We start from the raw sequence: 25,042 nt of genomic DNA on the forward strand, positions 1-25,042 counted from the left end.
TGGACCATAACGAGGCGCAAGACGAGAACCGGGGGGCCTAATGGACTCGAGCACTGAACCGGGCGAGCCCGACGGCGGCCCCTTTGGCCGGGCGCTCTTCAACAAACCCTCGGCGCGCGCGTTGCGCCGGGTGGGCGTTGTCGATGTGGGTTCCAACTCGGTCCGGCTGGTGGTATTCGACGGCGCGGCGCGCAGTCCCGCCTATTTCTACAATGAAAAGATCATGTGCGGCCTCGGCGCGGGCATGTCTGAAACCGGCAAGCTCAACCCCGAAGGGCGGGTGCGCGCGCTGAACGCGATGAAGCGTTTTCAGCGCCTCTCGGTCGGGATGGAGACCGGGCCGCTGACCTGTGTTGCCACCGCCGCCGTGCGCGAGGCCAAGGATGGCCCCGAATTTTGCCGCGAAATCGAGGCTGCGACCGGCCTGCGGCTATGGGTCGTGGACGGGCGAGAAGAGGCACGGCTGTCGGCACAAGGCGTACTGTTGGGCTGGCCGGGGTCCTACGGGCTGGTCTGCGATATCGGCGGGTCATCCATGGAAATGGCAGAGATCAATGGCGGGCATGTCGGGCGCCGTGTCAGTTCGGCTCTCGGCCCGCTCAAGCTGCGCGACATGAAAGGTGGCCGCAAGGAACGCCGCAAATACATCCAGTCGGTCCTGCAGGGCATCGCCGAACAGTTGGGCGAACAGAAAAACCGGCTGTTTCTCGTTGGCGGCTCCTGGCGGGCAATCGCCAAGATCGACATGGAACGGCGCGGTTATCCGCTCCATGTACTGCACGAATACCGCATGCAGGCCAAGGAGTTGCGCAAGACATTCCGCTACATCGCCGAGCAGGATTCCGAGGCGCTGCGCGCGCGTGCGGGCGTCTCATCGGCCCGGATGTCGCTGGTCCCGCATGCCACAGAAGTGCTGAACGAAGTGCTGCACACGTTCAAACCGCATGACATCGCGGTGTCGAGCTACGGTATCCGCGAGGGGCTGCTCTACGAGCAGATGCCGCAACCCTTGCGCGACCGTGATCCGCTGATCGAGGCCTGCCGCTTTATCGAATCCAAGGATGCGCGCCTGCCCGGCTTTGGCAAGACGCTCTACCAGTTCATCCAGCCGCTCTATAAATCCGCACGTCCCGAACGCAGGCGCATCATCAAGGCCGCGTGCCTGCTGCACGATGTCAGTTGGCGGGCCCATCCCGACTACCGCGCCGAGGTCTGCTTTGACAACGCCACGCGCGCCAATCTGGGCGGGCTGAAGCATTCAGAACGGGTATTTCTGGGCCTCGCCCTGCTGCACCGCTATTCCAACAACCGCGCCGGAACCCGGTTTCAGGAGTTGAGCGCATTGGTGGACGAGCAGACCCAGCACGAAGCCGAGATTCTGGGCAAGGCGATGCGGTTCGGCGCGATGCTGTGGCTGAAAAAAGACGCCGAACTGGGGGCGTTGCGGTGGTATCCCAAGAAGAAACTGCTGGAACTGCGCCTGACCGATGACGCGGCCGGCCTCTTTGGCGAGGTGGCCGAAGCCCGGTTCCAGTCACTGGCCAGCTCATTGGGAGCCGAAACGAAGATCGGACGGCTACGGTAGGCCGACATTCGACAGGCCCGGGCAGACCGCCCTAAATCTCGATCTCTTCGCCTTCTTCGGGTTCGTCCAGCATCTCTTGCGGGGTCTTCTTGCGGATGATGATATCACCGTTGGGTAGCATCTCGGGCGCGTGATAGGCGCTCAGATCCTCGATCTTGCCCATGATATCGGCCAGCGCCGGGCCCATCTCCTGCGCAAACTGGCGTAGCTTCGGCTCAATCTCTTCGGTCAGCCCCATCAGGTCGCGCAGGGCCGGTTCCATTTCCCGGCTGAGCCCCTCGAAGAGCAGGCGGGCGCCTTCCTCCATCAGGGAAAAGCCATCCTCTTCGGTCTCCTGCGCGTGAACCGGCGCAACAGCCAACATCGCAACAGCGGCAAATGTGATAAACTGTCTCATGCCAGCCAATATAGGGCAGCTTGCAACAAAATTTAAGGTGCCAAATCTATATCCAGCGTGACCGGGAAATGATCCGACGCCGTCAGCAGCGCCTGGCGCAGCTCTGTATTTTCCCAGCAGGCAGGATCGTCAAAGGGATGCCAGATTCGCCACACCGGGCGGCGCGCCCGCAGGTCGGGGGAAACCATGACATAATCCAGCAGTGCCTGCATGTAGCGTTTCTGGTGCGACAGGTAGAATCGCGACGTGGTTTGGGCCGCGCTGATTTTCTGGTCCAGCGCGCCACGAGCATGCGGATCATAAAGGCGCAATTCGCACGGCTCGCCGTCGCCCAGGATGATCTCGACCGAAGACCGGCCAAAGAGGTTTTCGTATTCGTCCAACCCCGGCCCGTCATTCATGTCGCCCATCACGATCAGCGGCTCGCCCGCCTCCAGATGGCTGCAGATGCGCTGGCGCAACCAGATTGCCTGCGCCAATTGCTTGCGTCGGTTCGCAATGGCGATCTGCATCACGGTGTCTTTGTCCACGGCCCCATGCGGTGCCTTGGATTTCAGATGCACCCCGATCAGCCGCAATGCGGCCCCGCCGGCCGTGCGCAGCGCCACCTCCAGCGGCGGCTTGGAGAACCGGACGAGATCCTCGGTGGCATCAACATCAAGATCGATCCGGAAAACGCCGTCGAATCGCGGCGCATCGAAAGCGCCCCGCTTGCCCGTCTCTTCGCCCACCGGATCATGCGCGGCGCTCAGCACATCCGGGTCGTAGAGCAGCGCGATCTCTTGTTGCGTGTCGTTGGTGAACCCGACCAGCGCCCGGCGCGCGCGCAGTTGCATGACTTCGGCAAAATGCTCCAGCGCCTGCACGGTGGAGCGGACGCCGTTATGGTCAGGGGCCTCGATGATCATCACCGCATCCGCATCAAGCGCGGTCAGGACAATGCCGATGGCGGTGATCTGCTCGGCGCGCGTAACCTTGTAGCGCGCCGACCAACCATCATCTTCCAGCAACATGCCCTCATCATCAAAGAGCGCGTTGAACCATTCGATGTTGTAGGTAGCCAGCCTCATGAAGTATGCGCCTGGCTGATCTCTTCCCAGGCGCGGTTGATGTCGACCATGCGTTTTTCGGCCAGCTTGATCGCCTCCTGGGGCACGCCCCGCGCGAACATCCGATCCGGGTGATTCTCGCGGACAAGGTGGCGATACCTGTCGCGGATGTCGTCCAGCGAATCATCGGGCTGCACGCCCAGAACCGAGTATGGATCGGGCTTGGCATCCGGGACGAACCGGCTGCGCATACCCTGGAAATCCCGATCGGCAACACCAAAGATCTCGGCTACCCGCTCCAGAAACCGATCCTCGTTGGGATGATAGTGCCCGTCCGCCATCGCGATGTGAAACAGGCCTTCCATCAGGTCGTCCAGCATCTTGCTGCCGCTTCCGAACATGCTTTCGATCCGGGCCGCGTATTCCTCGAAACCTGCCACGTCGGTCCGTGCAAGATTGAACACCCGCGCGGCCCCGGCCTCGTCCCGCGGTGCGATCTGGAACACTTCGCGAAACGCGGTCACCTCGTCACGCGTCACCAGCCCGTCGGCCTTGGCCATCTTGGCGCTGAGCGCGATGACCGCGATGGTAAAGGCGACGCTGCGCTCGGGCGGCGTGCGCAGCTTGTCAAATACCGCGCTCAGCCCTTCGCCACTGGCAAGAGCCGAGATCGCCTCGGAGATACGCGCCCAGATCGACATGGTCTTCAGCCTAGCCAGTTTCGGATTGGTTGTCAGTCGGGTCGGTCAGCGTTTTCTGTAACAAGATCAGGTCCATCCAACGGCCAAATTTGCGTCCCACATTTGGCAAATGCCCAACCTTTCGAAACCCGATGGTTTCGTGAAAGCTCACCGCGCCGGTGTTTTCACCGCTCACGGCCGCAATGAGGTGCCTCGCCCCTGCCTTGCGGGCCGCATCCTCCAGCGCAGACATCAAGAAGCCCCCGATACCCTGCCCGCAGGCCGATGGTGCCACGATCACCGTATGCTCCAGCGTGTAGACATAGCCCGGCCCGCCGCGAAATGGAAAACAGGTGGCAAACCCCAGGATCTGCGCCCCCTCGCACGCCACCAAAAAGGCGTGGCCCATCGCAGCACGGTCTGCCAAGCTTTTGGCGATGTCTGCGGCGGTCTTTTCCTCGGTCGTAAAGGTGGCCACCGATTTGCGGATGACCGGGTTCCAGATTTCAATGATCTGTGGGATGTCTGCAGCCGTCGCACCCCGGATAATCATGACAGCACGCGCACGCCGCTCGGCGTCTCAAGCTCGGCGCGCAGCCCCGTCGGCCCCGTCTCGAATACAACGCGATCTTCGCGCAGCTGAGGATGCAACCGCGCTTGCAGCGCGTCGATCTCTGGATGGCTGACAACCAGACGCAACAGGCGACAGCCCGAAGGGGCAAGCAGGGCGCTGGGGTGCGCGACCCCCTCTGCCCATTCGATCAGCGCCGGGAACATCGCGTCATAGGGCAGCGCGCCACTCTCGGGCACGGCCATCTGCCAGCGCAGCGCGCCACGCTCCAACGCGACGGGTGCGCCCGCCTCGGGTAGCGCATCCTGCGTGGCGGGCATGTCCTCTACCTGACAGATCCAGTTGGTCAGTCGTGGTGTGCCCTGGAACCGGTCCAGATCGAACCAGCGCGGATAGGGCAAGGGCGCGGCGCCGGGATCAATCGCAATCACCTCTAGGTAAAGCCCGTCATCCAGCCCCAGCAGCATATTATGGGTGCCGAAATGCTTATGCTGCCCACCGGGCTGCAGCGGCACGCCCAGCGCCTCCTCGACCGCCGCGCGCCCTTCTTCCAGGGTTTCGCAGGCGATGGCGATGTGATCCAGTTTCATGGCGGCCTCCGGCGTTGGATGGTTTCGCGCACTGTCTAGAACGTATCGCCCTGCATTTGAATCAGGGAATGGGGCAAAACAGGAAAAAACCGATCAAGGGCGCTGGCGTGTCGCGCAGGGATCAAACCGGCGCAAACCGGCGGGGTTCAGCCCCCCGCCAGCCGTATCAATGCCCAGAGCGCCACGAAGATCGTCGGATAAAACGTGGCTGCAAAGCCGAAGGCGCGCAGCGGCGGCGAAAGGTGGTATCCGGCCCAGAATGCCAGCCGCGCCAGCAAGAACCCGACGCCAAGGCTGGCAATCACGCCAGGCCCCTGCCCGCCCAACAGCACCGCGGCCGCGGGCCAGATGCACAGCGCCAGCACCAGTTGTTCGGCGGTGTTGGTCAGAACCCGTTGATCGATATCGCCGCCCGACCCCGGCACGAAGGCTGCGCCGTCGATGATCTCGTCATCGAAGAAGCGCCTTTGCGCCAGCCGCGCGACCACCGCCAGCATGAAAAGGCCCGGCAACAGGAACGCGGTCATGATCGTCGGCATCAGCGCGAAGACAGGCAGCACCACGTAGCGCGCCGCGCCCCAGAGCAACACCAGCCCCCAGAGCCCCCCTGCCGCCATCCCGATCATGATTCGTGCACGCTTGGTCATCTGTGCCCTGCAATGTTCCCGAATTACTTACTATGTCCCCTCTCCGCCGCGCAACATCGCGTGGCCGGATGTCAGGCGCAGAGGACAGTATATTGGGGCAACTGCCGCTCCCGTGTCATGGTACCAGATGGGAACAGCATGGGTTTTGCAATCGGTGATCGCAAACATTGGGTGGCAATACGACATTTCCGCCTTGACGCGACTTGTGGTCTGTCATACCTCACCGCGCGACGGCGCGGTAGCTCAGTTGGTTAGAGCGAACGACTCATAATCGTTAGGTCGGGAGTTCAAGTCTCCCCCACGCCACCAAAATCTTCCTTCACGGCAAGATGACTTTCCCTTGCAAAACGCACCCCAAGTAACGCCCGTTCCGGCGGCAGGTCTCTTGCACCGCAAAACACCCCGGTCGGCCACCCCCTGCCCTGATAGGCCTGAAGGCGTCCGCCCGGGGCGGATAGGGCGCGCCTTTAGCCGCGCGCCTCGCGGATCAGCCGCAGGATGTCCTGCGCTGCCTCGGGGATGTTCGTTCCCGGCCCAAAGATCGCCTTGACCCCCGCTGCCTTGAGGTAGTCGTAGTCCTGCTGCGGGATGACGCCGCCGCAGATCACGAGGATATCGCCCGCATCCTGCGCCTTCAGCGCCTCGATCAGCTTGGGCGCCAGGGTCTTGTGTCCCGCCGCCTGACTGCTGATCCCGATCACATGCACGTCGTTGTCGATCGCGTCCTGCGCTGCTTCTTCGGGTGTCTGGAAAAGCGGGCCAACATCCACGTCAAAGCCGATGTCAGCGAAGGCCGTGGCGATCACCTTGGCACCCCGGTCATGGCCGTCCTGGCCCATCTTGACCACCAGCATGCGCGGGCGGCGGCCCTCTTCTTCGGCAAAGTCCTCAACCGATTTCTGGATCGCGGCAAAGCCCTCGTCGCCCTCGTAGGCCGCGCCGTAGACACCGGCCAGGGTTTTCACCTCGGCGCGGTGACGGCCGAATACCTTTTCCATGCTCATGGATATCTCTCCTACCGTGGCCCGTGCGCGGGCCGCTTCCACTGCGGCCTCCAGCAGATTACCGCCCTCCTTGGCGCGACGTGTCATTTCCGCCAGTGCGGCGGTACATGCAGCCTCGTCACGCGTGGCGCGAATACGCTTCAACCGGACGATCTGGCTTTCGCGCACTGCCGAGTTGTCGATGTCCAGCAGATCAATCGGATCTTCCTTGTCGCGGCGATACTTGTTCACGCCCACGATCACCTCGGTGCCCCGGTCGATCATCGCCTGCCGCGTGGCGGCCGATTCCTCGATCCGCAGCTTGGGCATGCCGCTGGCCACGGCTTTGGTCATGCCGCCCATCTCCTCGACTTCCTCGATCAGCGCCCAGGCCTTCTCGGCCAGCTCGGCGGTCAGGCTCTCGACATAGTAGCTGCCTGCCAGCGGATCGACGACGTTTGTTATCCCGGTCTCTTCTTGCAGGATAAGCTGGGTATTGCGCGCGATCCGGGCGCTGAAATCCGTGGGCAGCGCCATCGCCTCATCCAATGCGTTGGTGTGCAGCGACTGTGTGCCGCCCAGCGCCGCGCTCATGGCCTCGTAGGCGGTGCGGATGACATTGTTGTAGGGGTCCTGCTCTTGCAGGCTGACACCGCTGGTCTGGCAGTGCGTACGCAGCATCTTGGACCGGTCGTTTTTCGCGCCGAACTCGGTCATGATCCTGTGCCAGAGCAGACGCGCGGCGCGCAGCTTGGCCGCTTCCATGAAAAAGTTCATGCCGATGGCAAAGAAGAACGACAGCCGCCCTGCAAATTTGTCGACATCCATGCCCGCCTCGATCGCTGCGCGCACGTATTCGCGCCCGTCGGCCAGCGTATAGGCCAGCTCTTGCACCAGGTTCGCGCCGGCCTCTTGCATGTGGTAGCCCGAGATCGAGATCGAGTTGAATTTCGGCATCTCGTCGCTGGTGTACTCGATGATGTCCGAAACGATCCGCATCGACGGCTCGGGCGGATAGATATAGGTGTTGCGCACCATGAATTCCTTGAGGATATCATTCTGGATGGTGCCGGACAGAACGCTGCGGTCATGGCCCTGCTCTTCGCCCGCGACGATAAAACTGGCCAGAACCGGGATCACGGCACCGTTCATGGTCATGCTGACGCTGACCTGATCCAGCGGGATTTCGTCAAACAGGATCTTCATGTCCTCGACCGAATCGATGGCAACCCCGGCCTTGCCCACGTCGCCCTCGACGCGGGCGTGATCGCTGTCATAGCCACGGTGGGTGGCCAGATCGAATGCGACGCTGACGCCCTGCTGACCGGCGGCCAGGTTGCGGCGGTAAAAGGCGTTTGATTCCTCGGCGGTGGAAAAGCCTGCATATTGTCGGATCGTCCACGGACGGCCCGCATACATCGTGGCCTTGACGCCGCGTGTAAACGGCGCGGCCCCCGGAATGCCCCCCATATGGTCCAGCCCGGCAACATCGTCTTCGGTATAAAGCGGTTTAACGTCGATCCCTTCCAGCGTGTGCCAGGTCAGGTCCTCGGGCTTGCGCCCTCGCAGCTCCTTGGTCGCCAGTTCATGCCAGTCTTTTTGCTTCGATGTCATCATGTTGTCCTCTTCTCAAACCTTCGCCGGCCGGTGTTTTCACCGTGCCAGCCAGGGCGGGGTTCTCTGTCAGTTTCGCCAGACCATCGGCACCTGCGCGCAGCCAGGCCAGATCTTCTGCATAGGCATCACGCAACGCCGCGCGCTGGTATCGGGTAAAGGGGTGCCAGGCATCGCCAGTGTCCCGCCGCAGCAAATTCGGGTTCTGGTCACGCTCGGCCAGAATACCACGCAGTGCATCCAGACCCGGCGCGCGGTTCAGCCATTCACGCGCATGGCGTTGCGGTGGGTTTGCAAAGTCGGTCATTGCCGACAGCTTGCGCTCCGGCACGCTGGCACAGGTTTCGTGCAACAGCACGACGATCTCGGTGTCAGGCAGCTTGGCCATCTGCAATGCCACGCGCCCACGGGCCCGCCTGAGCTGCCGTGACGCGGAGATCGGGCCGGGGCACGGCACCACCCCTGCCAACAGCCCGCCGCGCATCTCTGGCGGGCCCCAGAACGCCGTGCCTGCCGCCCGCAGCGACCCCGCGTTGCGCCGGATGTAATGCTGAAAACTGCGCGAGGCAGTGCGGTGCGCCCCGGGATGCAGGATGATATCCATGTCAGATCGCGCCTTTTGCAGAGGCACCGCACCACGCGGCGACCGAAAGAGGAACTCCCCTCTTTCTTGCCCCGCCAATGCTTGGAATGCGATTAACATTGATTTTTCCGCCCCACTGCCGATGCTTGGCATCGTAATCGGCTGGTCAGGGCCTATATTCAGCCTGACAGGAGACATGATGAAACAGTTGCTGCCCTTTGTTTTTGCTTGCGTAATCGCAGCACCCCTGGTTGCCGACAATGTCGCGGCGGCCCCAGAGCCGAGTATTTTCATCGAAGGCACCGATGTCGATTTGAGCCAATTTTTATGGAAAAACCGGCCCCTCGTGATCTTTGCCGACAGCGAATTCGACCCGCGTTTCGTGCAGCAGATGGAATATCTGAACGCCCGGCTCGAAGACCTCGCAGAACGCGATGTCGTGATCCTGACCGACACCGATCCATCCGCGAAAAGCCCCCTGCGCGAAAAATTGCGCCCCAATGGCTTCATGCTGGCGCTGATCGTCAAGGACGGCACCATATACCTGCGCAAACCCACGCCCTGGGACGTCCGCGAGATCACCCGCACCATCGACAAACTGCCGATGCGCCAGCAGGAGATCCGCGATCGGCGCGAGGCTGGCTGAAGCCGCCGCCCGGTCACGCCCGGCGGATCGCCCTGCACATTGGCAGGTGCGGCCCGGCTGACTGGCGTGGCGGCATTCAGGTGCATGGGCGTTATTCGAACTCCATGATCACGTCGTCCACCGCAAGGCTGTCGCCCGCGCTTGCATTGATCTTGGACACGATCGCCTTCCTCTCGGCGCGCAGGATGTTCTCCATCTTCATCGCCTCGACGGTGCACAGCGCCTGCCCGTCCTGAACTTCATCGCCCACGGCCACGTTGACCTTGACGATCAGCCCCGGCATCGGACACAGCAGCATCCGCGAAGTATCTGGCGGCAGTTTCTCGGGCATCAATTGCGCCAGCTCGGCCTGACGCGGCGTGCGCACATGCACCTTCAGGTCCGCACCCCGGCTGCGGATGCGGAAACCGCCCGAAACCTTGCCGACCTTCAGCACCAGCGGCGTGCCATCAACATCAAGCGTCGCCAGCGGATCACCCGGCGTCCAATCGCTGGTCACCTTCAGCACGCTGCCATCCTCGAACCGGACACTCGCCCCGCCCCTGAAGGCGTCGATCGTGACCGCGTGGCTCTGCCCCGACAGCGATACGACCCAGTCCTCGCCCACGTGGCGTTCGTGGTTATCCATCCGGCCCGACACGCGGGTGCGGCGGATTTCGGCGACGCGGTGCATCGCGGCGCAGGAGGCGGCGATTCGGCGCAATGCGGCATCGTCCAGTTCCACGCCGTTGAACCCGTCGGGGTATTCCTCTTCGATGAACGCCGTCGTGATATTGCCCGACACGAACCGGGGGTGGTCCATCACGGCGCTGAGAAACGGCAGGTTGTGCCCGATCCCCTCGACCTCGAAGGCGTCAAGCGCGTTCCGCATGCCCTCGATTGCCGCGGCGCGATCCGGACCCCAGGTGCACAGCTTGGCGATCATCGGATCGTAATACATCGAGATTTCGCCGCCCTCGTAGACGCCGGTGTCATTGCGCACGATAGCCCCTTCGACATTAAGCGATTCTGGCGGCCGGTAGCGCGTCAGCCGCCCGATGGACGGCAGGAAGCCGCGATAGGGATCCTCGGCATAAAGGCGACTCTCGATTGCCCAGCCGTTCAGCTTCACGTCGTCTTGCGTGATACTCAGTGCTTCGCCATTCGCAATCCGGATCATCTGTTCGACCAGATCGACGCCGGTGATCAGTTCGGTCACCGGATGCTCCACCTGAAGGCGGGTATTCATTTCGAGAAAATAGAAGTTCTTGTCGCCATCGACGATGAACTCGACCGTGCCGGCACTGGTGTAATCCACCGCTTGCGCCAGTGCCACGGCCTGTTCGCCCATGGCGCGGCGCGTCTCGGCGTCCAGGAACGGGCTCGGAGCCTCTTCGATCACCTTCTGGTTCCGGCGCTGGATGCTGCATTCGCGCTCGCCCAGGTAAATCCCGTTGCCATGCCCATCGCAGAGCACCTGAATTTCGATATGGCGCGGCTGCGTCACGAATTTCTCGATGAATATCCGGTCATCGCCAAAGCTGCTGGCCGCCTCGTTCTTCGAACTCTGGAAACCCTCGCGCGCCTCGTCATCATTCCAGGCGATGCGCATACCCTTGCCGCCACCCCCGGCGCTGGCCTTGATCATCACCGGGTAGCCCACCTGGTTGCTGATCTTGACCGCGTCCTCGGCATCCTCGATCAACCCCATGTAGCCCGGCACCGTGCTGACATCAGCCTCCTGGGCGATCTTCTTGGATGTGATCTTGTCGCCCATCGCCTCGATCGCACCCACAGGGGGCCCTATAAAGGCAACGCCCTCGGCCTCCAGCGCCTGCGCGAATTTGCTGTTTTCGCTGAGGAAGCCGTAACCGGGGTGCACCGCCTCTGCGCCAGTCTGGCGGACCGCATCCATCACCTTGTCGATGACGATGTAGGATTCGTTGGCGGGCGGCGGGCCGATATGCACCGCCTCGTCGGCCATCCGGACATGCAGCGCGTTGCGGTCGGCGTCCGAATAGATGGCAACCGTTTTGATGCCCATCTCGCGAGCGGTCTTGATCACACGACAGGCGATCTCGCCACGGTTGGCAATCAGGATTTTCTTGAACATTGCATGTCCCCTTTATGTGCTGCCACGGCTCTTGTGGCCGGGCCGTAACGACGAAAAAGCCACCGGCGCGCGGACCCGCACCGATGGCTGCATTTGGCTGAACTGCGCGCGACGCGCATAAGGTTGATTTACGCGCAGCGCGCGTGCCGGATCACAGACAGCGATCCGGGAATGTCTGGCAATAGGCGATATTGCCGGCCGCACCGACGACGGCGCCTGCGGCGATGTTGCCGTCAAGCACAGCCGCGGTGCCCGCACCGGCACCCGCACCGAAAATGGCCTGTTCGGGAACGGTGCCGCCGCACCCGCTAAGGGTGAATAGGAGAATGCAGGCAAAACCTGCCCTGTATGATGTGAACATTGATCTGAGCCTCGCGTGCCTTGGATAGGAAACGTGCCCCCACGGGTAGCGCTATCGCTGGCATTCGCAATGCCCGACAGCCACGCAACAGCAGTTTGCGCGGCCGATTGCCGATCATTGTAACATTCTGAATCAAATAGAAAAAAAGGCGACCTGCGCAATATTGCGCGAGGCCGCCCATCAGGGGAAGGGTAACGGTTCGGACTATGTGCCCCGGACCCTTGGGGAAGGCCCGCCACTACGTCCACCAAGCTGCCCGCAAAAGGACGGCGCGCCAAGCGCACAGGGAAACAGGCGTATGAATCGGCTGAACTTCGCGTAAATTTACACGTCATGCGCGAATTCGCGCCACCACGCGGCACATCGGCGGTGATCCGCGCATCGCCAAGAACAAGGGAGGCGGTGCCGATGCGCATCACTCGTCTTCCGCCCGGAACGCCTCGGGAAAGGAGCGGCGTGCTGCCGCCTCGTCCAGAACCAGCAATGCCTCGTAGCTTTCTGGGTCGAACGGGTCCTCGGCGGGCAGTACCTCGCGCCCGAAGAGCCAGCTGAGCCGTCCGGCATCGAGGTTGCCGCGCTCGAACGGCTCGGTCCCGAAACAGGCCCATATAGCGGCGACAAAGCCAATGTCAGCGCGCCGGTCCGCAGGTCTGCGGTCGCGGAAACGCTCGCGCGCGATGAGCGGCGTGGCGCCTTTGGGGTTGGCGCGACGAATGGTGAATTGGAAATCGGTGCTGGGCAGACGCCCGGGAAATCCGCGATGCTTGATCATGACGCTGCCTCGCACCGGGTCAGCATGTCATGCGCGGGGGTCGAGGCAGGCCTGAAGGCCTGCCTCCGTTGCGCTACGCGACAACGCGTATCAGTATTTGCCGCCGTACTTGCCGGTCGAAACGGGCTCGACCGTGATCGGCTCGGGCTCGACAACAACATACTCTTCTTCTTGCTGTGCGCACGCCGATGTGACTGCAACCAGTCCGAGTGCGAAAAGGCCCTTAATAACGTTCGACATATTTTACTCCTGTCACTTCCTAGGTGTGATGTAAGGGCAGAGCCCACCCCATGCCCTCGACTCGAGGTTTGGATTGCTTGGGTGCATCCGGAGGTGAAGATAGAACAATTCACGGGCAATTGATACGAAAACGCACCAATGCAAGTCCGATGTGGCCACAAAGCATCACAACCGGGATCGGCTGAACTTTGTCTCGCAACATATTGTGTCATAATCAAAACAGCTCCCAGATGCAGGTATTTTCCTCTACCGCGAAGGCCTCGAATACTTGGCGAGCGGTGGGGTCGGCAACGCCGAATTCGGTTTCTTTGTCCGCCAGCGAAATGATTATCTGGCGTGGTTGCGGCCCGATATCGGATATCCGGGTCAGCGCATATTCGGTGCACAGATATGTCAGATCCCCCAGCACGGTCTCGAGCTGGCCCGCCTCGGGGATGAACCCCTCGGCCACGAATCGAAACCGGTAGACCAGACCCTCGCCGGGCCGGTCGGTCAGCACTTCCTGCAGCCGCGCATTCAGGCCCGAAGGCAAGGCGAGCGGCGCATTCTCTGCGCTGGCCGTGGCGCCCAGCGCCATCATCACCAATGCCCCTGTCCACCTCATCTGGCACAACGCAGCCAGCGGGCACGATTGCCAGCATTCTCCAGCACCGCGTGCAGCCGTGCCTCGGCCTCGGCGCGGGGAAATCGGCACGCCACCTGCCCGCCTGCGGTCACGTTCAGCCCGGCAGGCGTGCGCTCCACCCGCACCGCCGGGGCAAAGCCGCGCAGGCCCCGCAGCGCCCGCCAGATATCCTGCCGGACCTGATGCGCGATCCGGCCCATACGGGCCTCGGGCAGTTGCGTGGACACCGCCAGATCGAACCGCACAGGGAGCCGTCGCGACAGCGTCAGCGCGCCCTCGCCGCGCAGCATATGCCAGCGGTCATGGCTCATTGCGGTGCCTCTTCGGGCGTGGTGGCAAACTCGGCCGGGCTGATGATCTCGATCAGTTCCATATCGTCCGAATGGCGGACCTCGCGGTGGCGAATACCGGGCGGTTGCAGCACGCAAGACCCGGCGCGCAGGATATGCTCGCCCTCGCCTTCATACTCGAACACCACCCAGCCCCGGGTGACGTACACCATCTGAAACTCAAGATCATGGCTGTGCCATGCCCCCGGGCTTTCCTCGCCGGGGACGGCACGAATCACATGCGCCCCGAACTTGCCCTTGGTGGCGGTCTTGATCCCCAAATCGCGATATTCAAAGAAGGCGCGCAGACCCTCGCCCACGAACTCGCCATCATCCGCATGGGCGATTGTAAACGCCTGATTTTTATACAGTTGTGTCACCGATCGCCCCCCTTCCTGTTGTTCCGCAAGGCGCAAAACCTGTTGCCCCCGGCCTGAATATTCAAAGCAAGTCAGAAACTCACAACGGAATATTGTCGTGCTTCTTCCATGGCATCTGCACCGACTTGTTGCGCAGCGACGCGAAGGCACGGCTGACACGCATGCGGGTGGATTGCGGCATGATCACCTCGTCGATGAAGCCACGCTCGGCGGCGACAAAGGGATTGGCGAAGCGGTCCTCGTAATCCTTGGCATGGGCCGCGATCTTGTCAGGGTCGGCCGCATCGGCGCGGTGGATGATCTCGGCGGCCCCCTTGGCCCCCATCACCGCGATCTCGGCCGTGGGCCAAGCATAGTTGAAATCGGCGCGCAGATGTTTGGACGCCATCACATCATAGGCGCCGCCATAGGCCTTGCGGGTGATCACCGTGACCTTGGGCACCGTCGCCTCGCCATAGGCAAAGAGCAGCTTGGCCCCGTGCTTGATCACGCCGCCATATTCCTGCCCCGTGCCCGGCAGGAAGCCCGGAACATCGACCAGCGTCAGCAGCGGGATCTCGAAACAGTCGCAGAACCGCACGAAGCGCGCCGCCTTGCGCGAACTGTCGATATCCAGACACCCGGCCAGCACCATCGGCTGGTTGGCCACCACCCCGACGGTGCGCCCTTCGAGCCGGATGAAACCGGTGATCATGTTCTTGGCGTATTCTGCCTGAATTTCGTAGAAATCGCTTTCGTCCGCGACTTTGATGATCAGCTCTTTCATGTCGTAGGGCGTGTTCGGATTGTCCGGCACCAATGTATCCAGCGACGGCTCGATCCGGCCCGGTTCGTCAAAGAACGGACGCACCGGGGGCTTGGCGCGGTTGTTGAGCGGCAGCAGATCGACCAGGCGACGCACTTCGGCCAGCGCCTCGACATCGTTTTCAAACGCGCCATCCGCCACGGAGGATTTGCGGGTATGGGTCGATGCACCGCCCAGTTCCTCTGCCGTGACCTGTTCGTTGGTCACAGTCTTGACCACGTCGGGGCCGGTCACGAACATGTAAGAGCTGTCCTTGACCATGAAAATGAAGTCGGTCATCGCGGGCGAATAGACAGCGCCGCCTGCGCAGGGCCCCATGATGACGCTGATCTGCGGCACGACACCACTGGCCAGGATATTGCGCTGGAAGATCTCGCCATAGCCCGCGAGGCTGTCCACGCCTTCCTGAATGCGCGCGCCGCCCGAATCGTTGATGCCGATCACCGGCGCGCCGTTTTCCATGGCCATGTCCATGATCTTGCAGATCTTGCGCGCATGGGTTTCGGACACCGACCCGCCCAGAACGGTGAAGTCCTGGCTGAACACATAGACCATCCGGCCATTGATCGTGCCCCAGCCGGTCACGACGCCGTCGCCGTATGGGCGGCTCTTTTCCATACCGAAATCGGTACTGCGGTGGGTGACGAACATGTCGAATTCTTCAAAGCTGCCTTCGTCCAGCAACAGCTCCAACCGCTCGCGCGCCGTCAGCTTGCCCTTGGCGTGCTGCGCCTCGATCCGGCGCTCGCCGCCACCCTTGCGCGCCGCTTCGCGACAATCTTCGAGCGTCTGCAGAATATCTTTCATGGTGATCCCCCTCGCGTTTACCGCAGGCTATACTGCAATTCGGCGCGCCCGAAAGCAGATTCCCGCTAATTTGCAAATATTTGGAAATGGCTTTTGGCAAATATGCAAAATTGCTAAGCCCCCTGCCCGCTCATGGACTCTTCAACGCCCCGCGATTAGCCAGTCCAGATGTCCACTGTTTCGAAATCCCGGTTCCTCGACCGCAGCACGCCGCCGCATATCGCGACGCTGATCCTTATGGCGGGTCTGGCGGCGCTGGCGATGAACATCTTTCTGCCCAGCCTGCCGGGCATGAGCGAGTATTTCGAAACCGATTACCGGCTGATGCAGCTTTCGGTGGCGCTCTATCTGGGGGTCAACGCCATTGTGCAGATACTGATCGGGCCGATATCCGACAAGATGGGGCGCAGGCCCGTGATCCTCGGCGGGCTGGTGATTTTCTTGCTGGCGACCGTCGGCTGCGCTCTGTCAACGAATGTGACGCTGTTCCTGTTTTTCCGGATGATGCAGGCCACCATCGTGGCCGCGATGGTCCTCAGCCGCGCCATCGTGCGCGATATGGTGCCGCAGGAAGAGGCAGCCAGCATGATCGGCTATGTCACCATGGGCATGGCTGTCGTGCCGATGCTTGGCCCGGCGATCGGCGGGTTGCTGGACCAGCATTTTGGCTGGCAGTCGAATTTCTGGCTGCTGCTGCTGCTGGGCCTGGCCGTGCTCTGGCTGTCCTGGGCCGATCTGGGCGAGACGGCGCAACACAGCGAGCTTTCGCTGTCGCAGCAGTTCCGCGAATACCCGGTGCTGTTCCGCTCGCCGCGATTCTGGGGCTATTCGATGGCCACGGCGCTGTCGTCGGGCGCGTTCTTTGCCTATCTGGGCGGCGCGCCCTATGTCGGCGATCAGGTGTTCGGCATGACGCCCGCAGAGGTCGGCGTCTATTTCGGCGCCCCGGCGGGCGGCTATTTCGTTGGCAATTTCATCTCGGCCCGGTTCTCGGTGCGGATCGGCATCGACCGGATGGTGTATTGGGGCACGCTGATCAACGCCGCCGGGATCGCGATAAACCTCGGGCTGGTCCAGGTCGGGCTGGGCACGCCGCTCAGCTTCTTCGGGTTGATGACGCTGATGGGCCTCGGCAACGGCATGTCGATCCCGAACGCGACTGCAGGCGCGCTGTCGGTGCGCCCGCATCTGGCCGGCACGGCCAGCGGCCTTTGCGGGGCGCTGATGATCGGCGGCGGGGCGGCGCTCTCGGCGTTGGCCGGCTGGCTGCTGACCCCCGAAAGCGGGGCTGCGCCGCTGCTGTGGCTGATGCTGATCAGCGCATTGCTGGCGATCGTGTCGATCCTGATCGTGATGGCCCGCTCGCGCCAGTTGGACGCGCGCTGAGCCGGGCGCGTGCCGGACTGAACCCCGCGCCGCACCAATTCTTCCCCTAACCGACGGCAGCGCAGGACCGCTTGCCAAGCCCCCTATGCAAACCTACCCTGCAACAATAGCAAAGTTGCAAACCAACGGGGCGCATATGGCGATCAAGAAACTCTATGCCGGGGCCAAGCTGCGCGAGACCCGCCAGCGCCTGTCGCTGACGCAAAAGGATTTTGCCGCCCGGCTGGGCATATCCCTGCCCTATCTCAACCAGATGGAGAACAATAACCGCCCCGTCAGCACCACCGTCGTGCTGGCGCTGGCGCAGGAGTTCGGCTTTGACGTGACCGAGCTGAGCACCGGCGATGCCGAACGCATGGCCTCTGACATGCGCGAGGCGCTGGCCGACCCGGTGTTCAGCGACCCGCCGCCGCTGGCGGATCTGCGCCTGACGGCGGCCAATGCCCCCGCGCTTGCCCGCGCCTTTCTGGAATTGCACAGCGCCTACCGGCAGACCCACGAGCGGCTGGCCTCGCTGGACGAGGCGCTGGGGCGCGACGATGCCCAGACCCAGCAAAGCCCGTGGAACGAGGTGCGCGATTTCTTCCATTACTGCGACAATTACATCGACGCGGTGGACCGCGCGGCCGAACGGTTTGGCACCATTGGCCCCCCTCGCCAGAGCGCACAGGAGCGCGCGGTGGCGCGCCTGGGCGAGATCGGCATCTCGGTAATCAACGTGGACAGCGACAAGCTGCGACATCTCGACCGGGGCAATGGCGTACTCTACCTGTCGTCGCGCGCGGCCCCCGAAACCCGCAGCTTCCAGATGTTGCTGCAACTGGCGCTGCTGACGCAGGATCAGCTTTTCGAGGCGACGCTCGATCTGGCGCGCTTCCAGTCGAGCGAGGCGCGCGCCATCGCCAAGATCGGCTTGGGCAATTACTACGCCGGTGCGGCGATGATGCCCTATGGCGCCTTTCTGGATGCAGCGCAGGATTGCCGCCACGATCTTGAAATCCTGTCGAGCCGTTTCGGCGCCTCGATCGAGCAGGTCGCGCACCGCCTCTCGACGTTGCAACGCCCCGGGGCCAAGGGGATTCCGTTCTTCTTTGTACGGGTCGATCAGGCCGGAACCATCACCAAGCGGCATTCGGCCACGCTGATGCAGTTCGCGCGGTATGGCGGGGCCTGCCCTCTGTGGAACGTCCACCGCGCCTTCGAGACGCCCGGGCGCTTCCTGCGGCAACTGGCCGAAACGCCCGACGGAGTGCGCTACATCAGCCTTGCGCGGGATGTCTCAAAGCCCGGCGGCAGCTTTGGCGCGCCGGTCCGGCGCTTTGCCATCGCACTGGGCTGCGAGGTGAAACACGCCGAGGCGCTGGTCTATGCCGACAATCTCGGCCTCAGCAACCCGGCGGCGTTCGAGCCGATCGGTATTTCCTGCCGCATCTGCGAGCGCACCAACTGCCATCAACGCTCGATCCCGCCGCTGGAGCGCCGCCTGCAGGTGCGCCCTGACGAGCGCGGATTGCTGCCCTACGACGTGGGATAGGGCGCATGATCAAACTGGCGTTTTTCCTCGTGATCCTGACCACCGGCGGCTGGCTGAGCCTTGCGACACTGGAACGCCAGGCAATCTATCCGTTCGACGCCACCCGCGTGACGCCGCAGGCAGCGGGGGCCACGGGCGTGCGCGAGGTGGTGCAGACCCATGACGGCGAGATTGCCATCGTCTGGGTCGCCGCGCCGAAACCGGGCAAGCCGGTAATCCTCTATTTCCACGGCAATGCGGGCAATCTGGCGCTGCGGGCGGGGCGGTTCAATCATTTCACCGCGCGCGGCTACGGTCTGATCGCGCCTGCCTATCGCGGCTCCTCGGGCAGCACCGGCACGCCCACCGAGGCGGCACTGACCGCCGACGCGCTGCGACTCTATGCCGATCTCGGGGCGCTCATCCCCGGTCTGACACCCGCGCGCGTCATATTTTACGGCGAAAGCCTCGGCACCGGCGTGGCGCTGGAACTGGCGGCCACCACGCGGCAGGCACAGCCTGCGGGGGTAGTGCTGGAGGCGCCCTATACCTCTTTGCCGGATGTGGTGCGCGCCAGCCTGCCCCGGCTTGCGCCGCTGATCCCGAGGATGACGAATATCTGGGACAGCGCCACCCATGTCAAAGCCCTGCGCGCGCCGCTACTGGTACTGCATGGCAAGCAAGACCCGCTGATCCCCATCGCCCAAGGCCGAGCGGTGTTCCGCGCCGCCGGATCACGGCAAAAGTGGTTCGTCGCGGTGCGTGGCGCGGGCCATCACAATGTATGGCGCAGCACCGTAATGCCGCGCCTGTGGTCTTTCATCGACGATCAGTCCGCCAGCATGCGGTAAATCTCGTCCTTGAGCGCGGCGCGCTTCTTGCGCAACTCGCCTTCGGCCAAGTTGTCGACCGGCTCCACGTTGGTCTCGGCGCGGTGCACGGCGCGGTTGACCTCGTGATACTCGTCCGCCAACCGCGCAAAATGGGCATCCGACTGTTTGAGCTCGGCGATTTTCGCGACCTTGTCGGGAAATTCCTCGTGCAGTTCGTGGGGTGTGTGCGACATGATTTCTGCTCCGTTGTTGTTTGGTCAGAGGGCAGAATAGGCCCCCTCTGCCAGACCCGTATTGACCGGGATCAAACCAGCGCGGAAAAGTTGCGCACGCAGCCGCCTACTCGCCGCGCGGAAACCGCTGGTTATCCTCCACCACATTGAGGTCCATGTGGTTGCGCATGTACCGCTCCGACGCCTTTTGCAGCGGCTGGTAATCCCAAGGGTAGTACCCACCCTTGCGCAGCGCCTCGTAGACCACCCAGCGGCGGGCTTGGCTTTCGCGGACGGCGGCATCGAAGGCCGCCAGATCCCAGCGCGCCTCGGCCTTGGCCTGCAACTGCGCCAGCGTGCCGGCATGTTCTGGATCGTCGGCAAGGTTGGTCAGTTCGTGCGGATCGGCCTCAAGATCAAACAACTGATCGGGATCGAGCGCGCAGCGGTTGAACTTCCACCGGCCATAGCGCAGCGACACCATCGGCGCGTATGACGCCTCGGCTGCGTATTCCATCGCCACCGGTGCATCGCGGCTGCCGCCCTGCCCCAGAGGCACCAGCGTTTCGCCGGTGGTCCACGGCGCGACCTCGTCCATATCGGCCCCCGCCAAATCGCATAGTGTCGGGCACACGTCGATGGTGCTGACCGGCGCCGTCACCAGCCCCGGTGCCATATCCGGCGCGGCAATCATCAGCGGCACCCGCGCCGAGCCCTCGTAGAAGCTCATCTTGAACCACAGGCCCCGCTCGCCCAGCATGTCGCCGTGATCGGACACGAACAGGATGATCGCCTCCTGCCGGGTGGATTCCAGCGCCTCCATCACCTCGCCGATCTTGTCATCGAGATACGAGATGTTGGCGAAATAGGCCCGGCGCGAACGGCGGATATCCTCGGGCGAGATGTCAAAGCTGCGCCAGTCATTTGCGTCGAAAATCCGTTTCGAGTGCGGATCGTGGTGATCGTACTGCATCGCCGGCACTTCGGGCAGCAGATGGTCGCAATCCTCGTAAAGATCCCAGTATTTGCGCCGCGCGACATAAGGGTCATGCGGATGAGTGAAACTGACCGTCAGGCACCATGGCCGTGCATCATGGCCTCGCGCCAGGTCATAGACCTTGCGGGTCGCGTTGTAGGCAACCTCATCGTCATATTCCATCTGGTTGGTGATCTCGGCCACGCCCGCGCCCGTGACGCTGCCCAGATTGTGATACCACCATTCGATCCGCTCGCCGGGCTTGCGATAGTCGGGCGTCCAACCGAAATCGGCGGGATAGATGTCGGTGGTCAGCCGTTCCTCGAACCCGTGCATCTGGTCGGGTCCGACAAAATGCATCTTGCCGCTGAGGCAGGTCTGATAGCCCGCCCGCCGCAGGTGATGCGCATAGGTGGGAATGTCGGCTGCAAACTCGGCGGCGTTGTCATAGACCCGGCTGCGCGACGGCAGCAGGCCAGACATGAAACTGGCACGGCCCGGCGCGCAGAGCGGGCTGGCGGTATAGGCATTGGCGAACCGGGTGGAGCGCGCAGCGAGTTTTTTCAGGTTAGGCGCATGCAGCCAGTCCGCCGGGCCATCGGGGAAAAGCGTGCCGTTGAGCTGATCGACCATGAATATCAGGATGTTGGGCTGTGTCATTTTCTGTTGGCCTCATTCAGAGCGAGAGAGATGTAATGCAGCAAGGTTTTGACGGAATGCCCGGACACCTGCGACCCGGTGCGCAGCACATGACGGCAGTAAAGCCCGTCGATCATCGCTGCCACGCCCTGCGCCAGCAGCGCCGCCTGCTCGGGGATGATCTGGCGAAACCCATGGTAGAGGTTCGAATGCAGCCTGCGCTGATAGATCCTCAGCAGACGCGCCGAGGCCGGTGTCTTTTGCGCCTGAACATAAAAGTTCATCCATGCCGCGATGACCTCGGGTCGCTGGCTCGTCGAGGTAAAGCTGGCGCGCACGATGGCCTCGATGCGTTCTTCCGGGGTCCGGGCCATCGCCAGCGCGCCGCGCACCTGCGCGCCGTAGAGTTGCAGGATATGCCGCATCGTGGCCGAAAAAATTTGTTCCTTGGAGCCGAAATAATGATGCGCCAGCGCGCTCGACATGCCCGCGCGCCGCGCGATCTGGCTGACCGTGACATCCAGCGATCCGTGCGTGCCGATCTCCTGGATCGCGGCATCTACCAGCGCCGAACGCCTCTTGGGTTCCATGTCGCGCTTGGCCACGGGCGCCTCCTGAATGTAACTGATTGGCAGATAACTTTTCATTGACTCGCCAGTCAATGATTATCATGTTTTCGATATTCCGGTCAGAAATGATCGAAATCGCACAATGGCATTGCGCTTTGATGTAGCGTCATAATACCTTCGACAGGTGCAATCCGAACCAACGGTTGGCGAGGCCCAGTTTTTTTGAACGACACAATGCTGCCAGTTCTTGCCTGCCAAGGGTACAATACCAAATGCGGCTCAGCACCCGGACCGGGTGGCCGGGCCAACTGCATGAATGACAACAATCAGGGAGTACGAACATGTCAACTACCAATGGCGGTCGACTAGACCGGCGCGGCTTTCTCAAGACGACAGCAGCAACCGCAATCGCGGCCACCCTGCCCATGGGCGGCGCCTTCGCAGCCCCCAAGCGCGGCGGCCATCTGCGGATCGCCAAGGGTCATGGCCAGACCACCGACACGATGAACCCCGGCACTTGGGAAAACGGCTTTATGATCGCCGTTGCCTTCGCCATCCACGGCCACCTGACCGAAGTGTTGCCCGATGGCTCTGTCGGCCCGGAAATCGCCGAAAGCTGGGAAGCCAGCAATGGCGCCAAGACCTGGCGCTTCAAGATTCGCGATGGCGTGACGTTCCATTCCGGCAAGACTGTGACTGCCGAAGATGTGGTCGCGTCGCTCAACTTTCACCGCGGCAAGGATTCAACCTCGGCCGCCGGTCCCCTCGTTGCGCCGATCAAGGAAATGTCGGCCGACGGCGATACGGTCGTGTTTGAACTCCACGGCGGCGACGCCGACTTCCCGTTCACCCTCACCGATTACCACCTAAGCATCCACCCTGCGAAAGGTGACAGCATCGAGTGGCAGTCCGGCGATGGCTGCGGCAGCTACATCCTGAAAAACAAGAACCTTGGTGTTTCGGTTACGCTGGAACGCAACCCCAACCACTGGCGCGACAACGTGGCATGGTTCGATTCCATCGAAATGCTGGCAATCGTGGATCAGAACGCACGCACTACGGCGCTGGTCGCGGGTGATGTTGATGCCGTCGACAAGATCGACCTCAAGACCGTCGGCCTACTGGCGCGCAACAAGTCGATCAACATCAGCTCGATCGCTGGCACCCAGCACTTCACCTTCGCGATGTCCGCGAACCAGGCGCCGTTTGACGACAACAACGTGCGTCAGGCACTGAAATATGCCGTCAACCGCGAAGAACTGGTCGAGAAGATCCTGTTCGGCTACGGCTCGGTCGGTAACGACGTTCCGATCGGTCAGAACCAGCAATTCTACAACACCGAGTTGGAGCAGAAGACCTACGATCCGGACAAGGCCAAGTGGTATCTCAAGGAGGCCGGACTGGACAAACTCGAAGTCAGCCTGTCGGCCGCCGATGCTGCGTTCTCGGGTGCTGTCGATGCGGCTGTACTTTATCAAAACTCGGCCAAGGGTGCCGGCATCGACCTCACCGTCGTGCGCGAACCGAACGATGGTTATTGGTCCGACGTCTGGATGAAGAAGCCCTTCACCGCCGTTTACTGGGGCGGCCGCCCGGTTCAGGACCAGATGTTTGCAACCGCCTATTCCTGTGGCGCAGACTGGAACGACGGTTTCTGGTGCAACGAGAAGTTCGACAAGCTGATGGTCGAAGCCCGCGCCGAGCTGGATCAGACCAAGCGCAAGGACATGTATTGGGAAATGCAGGAAATCGTTTCCAATCAGGGCGCTATCGTCATCCCGATGTTCGCCAATTATGTCTTTGCCTCGTCCAATAAGATCGCGATGCCAGAGGCAGTCGCGTCGAACTGGGACATGGACGGCGAACGCTGGGCCGAACGCTGGTGGTTCGCATAAGCCCGGAACCTTCCGGTGCGTTGAAAAATTGGGAAACCCCGGTGCGCTGCACCGGGGTTTTTCGCATCTCCGGCATGATGGCACCGAATGCCACCAAACACCTCTGTATGATCAGTTCTTGGTCTGGTGAAACGCCGGCGTCACGGCCTTGCGCTTGAGCACCGCCTCGCGCCACGAGATGAAGCTGACCGCCCCCACGATCACCATCCCGCCAAGGATGACATAGGGATCGACCCCCTCGCCGAAGAAGACCGCGCCCAGCAGCACCGCCCAGACCAGTTGCAGGAACGTCACCGGCTGCGTCACGGTCAGCGGTGCGGCGCGAAAGGCCAGCGTCATCGTGTAGTGTCCCGCAGTGGCAAAACAGGCCACCCCTGACAGGATCAGCAATTCCGAAAAGTTCGGCGCGACCCAGTTCGCCAGCGCCAGCGGGGCCAGCCCGATGGTTACCGTGATCGAAAGCATGCCCACCACCACGGCAGGCGGCAGGTCATCGCTGGCCAGCTTGGCCAGCAGGTAGGACGCCCCAAAGAAGATGGCGGTGAACAGCATCGCCAGATGCCCCGGCCCGACCTCGCGGAACCCCGGCCGCAGGATGATCAGCGCGCCCAGCAGCGCGACCACTACCGCCATGATCCGCCGCAGCGCCAATGTTTCGCCCAGGAACAGGGCCGCTCCCAGCGTCACGTAGATCGGGGATAGATAGTTCATCGCCGTCACATCGGCGATCGGGATCCGCGCCATCGCGAAGAACCACAGCGCCACGCCGCAAGTATGCACCATGCCGCGCGCCACGAAGATACCCGTCATCCGCCGCGTCAGCCGCGCGCGCAGCAACGAGCCCGCCATCGGGATCAGGAACACCAGCCCCAGCAAGTAACGCAGGAACGCCGCTTCGGCGGCCGGGATGCGTGGCCCCAGAATCTTGACCAGCGCCGTCACGGCGACAAACAGAATGCCAGTGACGATCATCCAGAAAATACCCCAACCGGGGCCAGAGGGAGGGCGGCGGTTCATGCGCGCATCAAGAGATCATCCGCAGCGCAATGTCGAGCCTCAACCAGCCGAACTTGTTCGATTTTTCAAAATTGATGATCTCGCAACAGCCCCGAGCAGGGCTTCGGGACGAACGCCTTTTCATTCCCGGATGACAGTTGAAGCCGGCCATCCGGCTCTACTCCCTGCCCGCGCCTAACCGCGCTTTCGCGCGACATCCATGCCCCTTTGGGTTTTGTTTTGGTGCAGCACCTGCTGGACAATGCC

Annotated in this window: 26 protein-coding genes and 1 tRNA gene; 7 read left to right on the plus strand and 20 right to left on the minus strand. The window is 62.5% G+C overall.

Annotated elements, in window-relative coordinates:
* Positions 1-40: 40 nt before the first annotated feature.
* Positions 41-1,585 (plus strand): Ppx/GppA family phosphatase, encoded by a 1,545-nt coding sequence (locus tag O3306_RS16725; protein WP_272009371.1) that lies wholly within the window; start codon positions 41-43, stop codon positions 1,583-1,585.
* A gap of 31 nt (positions 1,586-1,616) precedes the next feature.
* Here O3306_RS16725 and O3306_RS16730 read toward each other — a convergent pair whose 3' ends face one another.
* From O3306_RS16730 to O3306_RS16755, 6 genes are all read right to left on the minus strand, one after another.
* Entirely contained in the window at positions 1,617-1,982 is a 366-nt protein-coding gene (locus O3306_RS16730) for a hypothetical protein (protein WP_272009373.1), read from the minus strand.
* A gap of 32 nt (positions 1,983-2,014) precedes the next feature.
* A complete protein-coding gene (locus O3306_RS16735) occupies positions 2,015-3,052 on the minus strand; it encodes an endonuclease/exonuclease/phosphatase family protein (protein ID WP_272009375.1) in 1,038 nt (345 codons plus the stop codon).
* Positions 3,049-3,732 carry a molecular chaperone DjiA gene (locus tag O3306_RS16740; protein WP_272009377.1) on the minus strand — a complete coding sequence of 228 codons (684 nt, stop codon included), beginning with the start codon at positions 3,730-3,732 and terminating at the stop codon, positions 3,049-3,051. The genes O3306_RS16735 and O3306_RS16740 overlap by 4 nt, the downstream gene beginning before the upstream one ends.
* A 10-nt stretch (positions 3,733-3,742) precedes the next feature.
* Complete coding sequence (locus tag O3306_RS16745; RefSeq protein WP_272009379.1) at positions 3,743-4,264, minus strand: GNAT family N-acetyltransferase; 522 nt, start codon at positions 4,262-4,264, stop codon at positions 3,743-3,745.
* Positions 4,261-4,872, minus strand: coding sequence for a VOC family protein (locus tag O3306_RS16750; RefSeq protein WP_272009381.1), 612 nt, complete (start codon positions 4,870-4,872; stop codon positions 4,261-4,263). The genes O3306_RS16745 and O3306_RS16750 overlap by 4 nt, the downstream gene beginning before the upstream one ends.
* A gap of 146 nt (positions 4,873-5,018) precedes the next feature.
* Positions 5,019-5,519 (minus strand): MAPEG family protein, encoded by a 501-nt coding sequence (locus tag O3306_RS16755; protein ID WP_272009383.1) that lies wholly within the window; start codon positions 5,517-5,519, stop codon positions 5,019-5,021.
* Between the two features lie 232 nt (positions 5,520-5,751).
* On the opposite strand from O3306_RS16755, the gene O3306_RS16760 reads away from it, so the two are divergent.
* Positions 5,752-5,828: transfer RNA gene (locus tag O3306_RS16760), tRNA-Met, on the plus strand.
* Between the two features lie 158 nt (positions 5,829-5,986).
* Here O3306_RS16760 and scpA read toward each other — a convergent pair.
* Positions 5,987-8,116, minus strand: a complete 2,130-nt coding sequence (scpA, locus tag O3306_RS16765) for a methylmalonyl-CoA mutase (protein WP_272009385.1) — start codon at positions 8,114-8,116, stop codon at positions 5,987-5,989.
* Positions 8,088-8,720 carry a hypothetical protein gene (locus O3306_RS16770; RefSeq protein ID WP_272009387.1) on the minus strand — a complete coding sequence of 211 codons (633 nt, stop codon included), beginning with the start codon at positions 8,718-8,720 and terminating at the stop codon, positions 8,088-8,090. Before O3306_RS16770 ends, scpA begins: the two co-directional genes overlap by 29 nt.
* A gap of 178 nt (positions 8,721-8,898) precedes the next feature.
* On the opposite strand from O3306_RS16770, the gene O3306_RS16775 reads away from it, so the two are divergent.
* Complete coding sequence (locus O3306_RS16775; RefSeq protein ID WP_272009389.1) at positions 8,899-9,345, plus strand: DUF4174 domain-containing protein; 447 nt, start codon at positions 8,899-8,901, stop codon at positions 9,343-9,345.
* 91 nt (positions 9,346-9,436) lie between these two features.
* On the opposite strand, the gene O3306_RS16780 is transcribed toward O3306_RS16775, so the two are convergent.
* From O3306_RS16780 to O3306_RS16815, 8 genes are all read right to left on the minus strand, one after another.
* On the minus strand, positions 9,437-11,437 hold the full coding sequence (locus O3306_RS16780) for an acetyl-CoA carboxylase biotin carboxylase subunit (RefSeq protein WP_272009391.1): 2,001 nt from the start codon (positions 11,435-11,437) through the stop codon (positions 9,437-9,439).
* A 151-nt stretch (positions 11,438-11,588) separates the two neighbouring features.
* Positions 11,589-11,798, minus strand: coding sequence for a hypothetical protein (locus O3306_RS16785; RefSeq protein WP_272009393.1), 210 nt, complete (start codon positions 11,796-11,798; stop codon positions 11,589-11,591).
* A 415-nt stretch (positions 11,799-12,213) separates the two neighbouring features.
* The gene (locus tag O3306_RS16790) at positions 12,214-12,570 is read right to left on the minus strand and encodes a hypothetical protein (RefSeq protein ID WP_272009394.1); all 357 of its coding nucleotides are present in this window, start codon (positions 12,568-12,570) and stop codon (positions 12,214-12,216) included.
* Between the two features lie 90 nt (positions 12,571-12,660).
* Positions 12,661-12,810, minus strand: coding sequence for a hypothetical protein (locus O3306_RS16795; RefSeq protein ID WP_272009396.1), 150 nt, complete (start codon positions 12,808-12,810; stop codon positions 12,661-12,663).
* 214 nt (positions 12,811-13,024) lie between these two features.
* Positions 13,025-13,390, minus strand: a complete 366-nt coding sequence (locus O3306_RS16800) for a DUF6497 family protein (protein ID WP_272009398.1) — start codon at positions 13,388-13,390, stop codon at positions 13,025-13,027.
* A 20-nt stretch (positions 13,391-13,410) separates the two neighbouring features.
* Positions 13,411-13,746, minus strand: coding sequence for a hypothetical protein (locus O3306_RS16805; protein WP_272009399.1), 336 nt, complete (start codon positions 13,744-13,746; stop codon positions 13,411-13,413).
* Positions 13,743-14,144, minus strand: a complete 402-nt coding sequence (locus O3306_RS16810; RefSeq protein WP_272009401.1) for a cupin domain-containing protein — start codon at positions 14,142-14,144, stop codon at positions 13,743-13,745. Before O3306_RS16810 ends, O3306_RS16805 begins: the two co-directional genes overlap by 4 nt.
* A gap of 79 nt (positions 14,145-14,223) precedes the next feature.
* Entirely contained in the window at positions 14,224-15,756 is a 1,533-nt protein-coding gene (locus tag O3306_RS16815; protein WP_272009403.1) for an acyl-CoA carboxylase subunit beta, read from the minus strand.
* Positions 15,757-15,924: 168 nt separating this feature from the next.
* Between O3306_RS16815 and O3306_RS16820 the strand changes: the two genes are divergently transcribed.
* From O3306_RS16820 to O3306_RS16830, 3 genes are all read left to right on the plus strand, one after another.
* Positions 15,925-17,142, plus strand: coding sequence for a multidrug effflux MFS transporter (locus O3306_RS16820; protein ID WP_272009405.1), 1,218 nt, complete (start codon positions 15,925-15,927; stop codon positions 17,140-17,142).
* 136 nt (positions 17,143-17,278) lie between these two features.
* Positions 17,279-18,676, plus strand: coding sequence for a helix-turn-helix domain-containing protein (locus O3306_RS16825; protein ID WP_272009407.1), 1,398 nt, complete (start codon positions 17,279-17,281; stop codon positions 18,674-18,676).
* Between the two features lie 5 nt (positions 18,677-18,681).
* Entirely contained in the window at positions 18,682-19,506 is an 825-nt protein-coding gene (locus O3306_RS16830; protein WP_272009408.1) for an alpha/beta hydrolase, read from the plus strand.
* Here the strand turns inward: O3306_RS16830 and O3306_RS16835 are convergent.
* From O3306_RS16835 to betI, 3 genes are all read right to left on the minus strand, one after another.
* Positions 19,485-19,721: a YdcH family protein gene (locus O3306_RS16835; RefSeq protein ID WP_272009410.1), complete on the minus strand. Its 237-nt coding sequence runs from the start codon at positions 19,719-19,721 to the stop codon at positions 19,485-19,487. The two genes, O3306_RS16830 and O3306_RS16835, sit on opposite strands and share 22 nt — an antisense overlap.
* A gap of 106 nt (positions 19,722-19,827) precedes the next feature.
* The gene (gene betC, locus O3306_RS16840; protein ID WP_272009411.1) at positions 19,828-21,336 is read right to left on the minus strand and encodes a choline-sulfatase; all 1,509 of its coding nucleotides are present in this window, start codon (positions 21,334-21,336) and stop codon (positions 19,828-19,830) included.
* Positions 21,333-21,905: a choline-binding transcriptional repressor BetI gene (gene betI / locus O3306_RS16845; RefSeq protein WP_272009470.1), complete on the minus strand. Its 573-nt coding sequence runs from the start codon at positions 21,903-21,905 to the stop codon at positions 21,333-21,335. The genes betC and betI overlap by 4 nt, the downstream gene beginning before the upstream one ends.
* 320 nt (positions 21,906-22,225) lie before the next feature.
* Here betI and O3306_RS16850 point away from each other — a divergent pair, with 320 nt between their 5' ends.
* The gene (locus O3306_RS16850; RefSeq protein WP_272009413.1) at positions 22,226-23,779 is read left to right on the plus strand and encodes an ABC transporter substrate-binding protein; all 1,554 of its coding nucleotides are present in this window, start codon (positions 22,226-22,228) and stop codon (positions 23,777-23,779) included.
* A gap of 111 nt (positions 23,780-23,890) precedes the next feature.
* On the opposite strand, the gene O3306_RS16855 is transcribed toward O3306_RS16850, so the two are convergent.
* Positions 23,891-24,796: a DMT family transporter gene (locus tag O3306_RS16855; RefSeq protein ID WP_272009416.1), complete on the minus strand. Its 906-nt coding sequence runs from the start codon at positions 24,794-24,796 to the stop codon at positions 23,891-23,893.
* Positions 24,797-25,042: the final 246 nt, after the last annotated feature.

Origin of the sequence: Roseovarius sp. ZX-A-9, assembly GCF_028369135.1 — a bacterium.
Lineage (GTDB): Bacteria > Pseudomonadota > Alphaproteobacteria > Rhodobacterales > Rhodobacteraceae > Roseovarius.

Excerpts from the sequence above, each read along its gene's own strand:
- O3306_RS16815 (WP_272009403.1), bottom strand. The coding sequence starts at position 15,756 with ATGAAAGATATTCTGCAGACGCTCGAAGATTGTCGCGAAGCGGCGCGC.
- O3306_RS16835 (WP_272009410.1), bottom strand. The coding sequence starts at position 19,721 with ATGTCGCACACACCCCACGAACTGCACGAGGAATTTCCCGACAAGGTC.
- O3306_RS16735 (WP_272009375.1), bottom strand. The coding sequence starts at position 3,052 with ATGAGGCTGGCTACCTACAACATCGAATGGTTCAACGCGCTCTTTGAT.
- O3306_RS16790 (WP_272009394.1), bottom strand. The coding sequence starts at position 12,570 with ATGATCAAGCATCGCGGATTTCCCGGGCGTCTGCCCAGCACCGATTTC.
- O3306_RS16725 (WP_272009371.1), top strand. The coding sequence starts at position 41 with ATGGACTCGAGCACTGAACCGGGCGAGCCCGACGGCGGCCCCTTTGGC.
- O3306_RS16805 (WP_272009399.1), bottom strand. The coding sequence starts at position 13,746 with ATGAGCCATGACCGCTGGCATATGCTGCGCGGCGAGGGCGCGCTGACG.
- O3306_RS16855 (WP_272009416.1), bottom strand. The coding sequence starts at position 24,796 with ATGAACCGCCGCCCTCCCTCTGGCCCCGGTTGGGGTATTTTCTGGATG.
- betI (WP_272009470.1), bottom strand. The coding sequence starts at position 21,905 with ATGGAACCCAAGAGGCGTTCGGCGCTGGTAGATGCCGCGATCCAGGAG.
- O3306_RS16795 (WP_272009396.1), bottom strand. The coding sequence starts at position 12,810 with ATGTCGAACGTTATTAAGGGCCTTTTCGCACTCGGACTGGTTGCAGTC.
- O3306_RS16755 (WP_272009383.1), bottom strand. The coding sequence starts at position 5,519 with ATGACCAAGCGTGCACGAATCATGATCGGGATGGCGGCAGGGGGGCTC.
- O3306_RS16825 (WP_272009407.1), top strand. The coding sequence starts at position 17,279 with ATGGCGATCAAGAAACTCTATGCCGGGGCCAAGCTGCGCGAGACCCGC.
- O3306_RS16800 (WP_272009398.1), bottom strand. The coding sequence starts at position 13,390 with ATGATGGCGCTGGGCGCCACGGCCAGCGCAGAGAATGCGCCGCTCGCC.
- O3306_RS16850 (WP_272009413.1), top strand. The coding sequence starts at position 22,226 with ATGTCAACTACCAATGGCGGTCGACTAGACCGGCGCGGCTTTCTCAAG.
- O3306_RS16830 (WP_272009408.1), top strand. The coding sequence starts at position 18,682 with ATGATCAAACTGGCGTTTTTCCTCGTGATCCTGACCACCGGCGGCTGG.
- O3306_RS16785 (WP_272009393.1), bottom strand. The coding sequence starts at position 11,798 with ATGTTCACATCATACAGGGCAGGTTTTGCCTGCATTCTCCTATTCACC.
- betC (WP_272009411.1), bottom strand. The coding sequence starts at position 21,336 with ATGACACAGCCCAACATCCTGATATTCATGGTCGATCAGCTCAACGGC.
- O3306_RS16820 (WP_272009405.1), top strand. The coding sequence starts at position 15,925 with ATGTCCACTGTTTCGAAATCCCGGTTCCTCGACCGCAGCACGCCGCCG.
- O3306_RS16740 (WP_272009377.1), bottom strand. The coding sequence starts at position 3,732 with ATGTCGATCTGGGCGCGTATCTCCGAGGCGATCTCGGCTCTTGCCAGT.
- O3306_RS16750 (WP_272009381.1), bottom strand. The coding sequence starts at position 4,872 with ATGAAACTGGATCACATCGCCATCGCCTGCGAAACCCTGGAAGAAGGG.
- O3306_RS16745 (WP_272009379.1), bottom strand. The coding sequence starts at position 4,264 with ATGATTATCCGGGGTGCGACGGCTGCAGACATCCCACAGATCATTGAA.
- O3306_RS16770 (WP_272009387.1), bottom strand. The coding sequence starts at position 8,720 with ATGGATATCATCCTGCATCCCGGGGCGCACCGCACTGCCTCGCGCAGT.
- O3306_RS16775 (WP_272009389.1), top strand. The coding sequence starts at position 8,899 with ATGAAACAGTTGCTGCCCTTTGTTTTTGCTTGCGTAATCGCAGCACCC.
- O3306_RS16780 (WP_272009391.1), bottom strand. The coding sequence starts at position 11,437 with ATGTTCAAGAAAATCCTGATTGCCAACCGTGGCGAGATCGCCTGTCGT.
- O3306_RS16730 (WP_272009373.1), bottom strand. The coding sequence starts at position 1,982 with ATGAGACAGTTTATCACATTTGCCGCTGTTGCGATGTTGGCTGTTGCG.
- scpA (WP_272009385.1), bottom strand. The coding sequence starts at position 8,116 with ATGACATCGAAGCAAAAAGACTGGCATGAACTGGCGACCAAGGAGCTG.